The sequence below is a fragment of the Parvibium lacunae genome (assembly GCF_003335215.1).
Taxonomy (GTDB): Bacteria; Pseudomonadota; Gammaproteobacteria; order Burkholderiales; family Burkholderiaceae_D; genus Parvibium; species Parvibium lacunae.
This window is the reverse complement of the sequence record NZ_QPGB01000016.1, coordinates 1-1958: the sequence shown is the minus strand read 5'-3', so window position 1 is coordinate 1958 and position 1958 is coordinate 1. Positions and strand designations below refer to the sequence as shown.

Here is a 1958-nt window from a genome sequence, read left to right as displayed (position 1 = left end):
CGGTCAGTTCTTCCATGCTGGAAGCGGTCTCTTCTAGACTGCTGGCTTGTTGTTCGGTGCGCTGGGAGAGGTCGGTGTTGCCCATGGCGATCTCGCGCGCGGCGGTGTTGATGGCGTCGGTGGCTTCGCGTACTTGTGCAATCACCGTCGTCATCTGTGCTAATGAGGCATTGTAAGTATCACGCAAACCATTAAATTCTTCGTCAAATTCACCTTGAATCGTATTACGCAAATCACCTTCCGCAAAATCTCGAAGGCTAGCAATCAATTTATTCAGGGCATCACGTTTAATCGTGTTATCAGCACCATAGAATACTGTTTTGATGATCTGACCATTGATATCGGGAATCCCATTAAATGAGCCAATTGCCCAAATCGCTTTTTGTTCAGTCCCAAAATTAAATTCGCCCGCAATAGATTCACCAGACATTAAACTTTGCACTTGATCATTTGTTAACACTTTTAGTAAAGTCGGTTTCTCAACATGAGCTCTTGCATAAGCTTGCTGTGCATTTTGATTAAAGTAAGTTAACTGTCCTTGACGATCAAAATCAAAAACTAGACTGTTTTTATCAATCGCGCCAAGACGCAGATTAAACTCCACGGCATTTTGCTTAGTAGCAGTGATATTGGCTTGAATTGAAATAAATTTTTCTAATTTTCCCGCACTGTTAAATACCGGATTAATTGCCAATGAAATCCAATAGGGTGTCCCATCTCGGTGGTAATTCAAAATTTCATCATAAAAAGGCTGTTGTGCCGCGAGTCGTTCACGAATACGTTGTACAGTACCTTGATCCGTTCCCTTGCCTTGTAAAAAGCTCCCCGGTTTTTTACCTGCCACATCCTGAAAGGTATAGCCTGTCATTCTTTCAAACCCAGGATTCACATATTCAATCAAACCTTCTGGCCCGGTAATTACAACTGAGTTATCTGTATTATCCGCAACCAATGAAAGCGTTTTCATTTTCTCGCGCCGGGCCACCTCCTCCGTAACATCACGTACAAAGGCGGTATAGAGCGTTTTACTTCCTAGTCTCACTTTAGATAGCGATAGATTGCCCCATTTAAGGCTACCGTCTTTACACTCAACGGGCACTTCGCGGGAAGTACCAACAATTTTATTCTGCCCAGTTTGACGATTACTGTTTACGTACTGATCATGGCCCGCTTGATGCATGCGAGGCACCAGCATCTTTACATTTTTACCAATGACCTCATCACGCGTATACCCCCAAAAGCGTTCCGCCGCAGGGTTATAAAAAATGACGTTATTATTCTCATCAATCGTCACTACAGCATCCAAAGCTTGCTCTAGGGTTTGATTAATTTGCTCTCGCCCTTCTGATGATTGAGTTACATCTAAGGCATATTTCACGACCTTATAAGGCCGGCCAAAAATATTTTTGATTGGGTTGTATGTAGCTTGAATCCAGCGTGTCGATCCATCTTTGGCAATGCGCTCAAATTGCCCTTCAAAATATTCACCGCTAGATAAGGTTGCCCAAAACCGTTGGTATTCGGGAGAGTTACGTATACGCTCACTCACGAATATGCGGTGATGCTGGCCTTTAATCTCATGTAATTGATACCCTAGCACCTTCAAGAAATTCGAGTTAGCGGTGAGAATATTTCCCTTTAAATCAAATTCAATTACCGCTTGCGATCGATCAATTGCCTGTAATTGCCCCTGAACACTTTGTATATTCAGCAACGTTTTTAATAATCTAAACATAGTGATCTCCAAGTAAAGGGCAAAAGCATGGGAAATATTACTAACGCTTAGAACTCTTCCCACTCATCGTCTTGGGGTTTAGCGGGTGGGAGGGCTTTGGGGGTGCGCTGGGGTAAGGCCCGGGGGCGCAATCCACCAGCATGACCACCACTATTGCCACCGCCCCCCGTCAGATGCCCCGCCAGTTTGAAGATCGAGACTGAGCGCGCCAGATTCCCAGCCT

Annotated in this window: 1 protein-coding gene; it reads right to left on the bottom strand. The window is 44.4% G+C overall.

What is annotated here, in order from left to right:
* Positions 1 to 1735, bottom strand: a 1735-nt coding sequence (locus DU000_RS13095; RefSeq protein ID WP_114403750.1) for a sensor domain-containing phosphodiesterase, incomplete at its 3' end; no start/stop codon positions are given.
* Positions 1736 to 1958 lie beyond the last annotated feature (223 nt).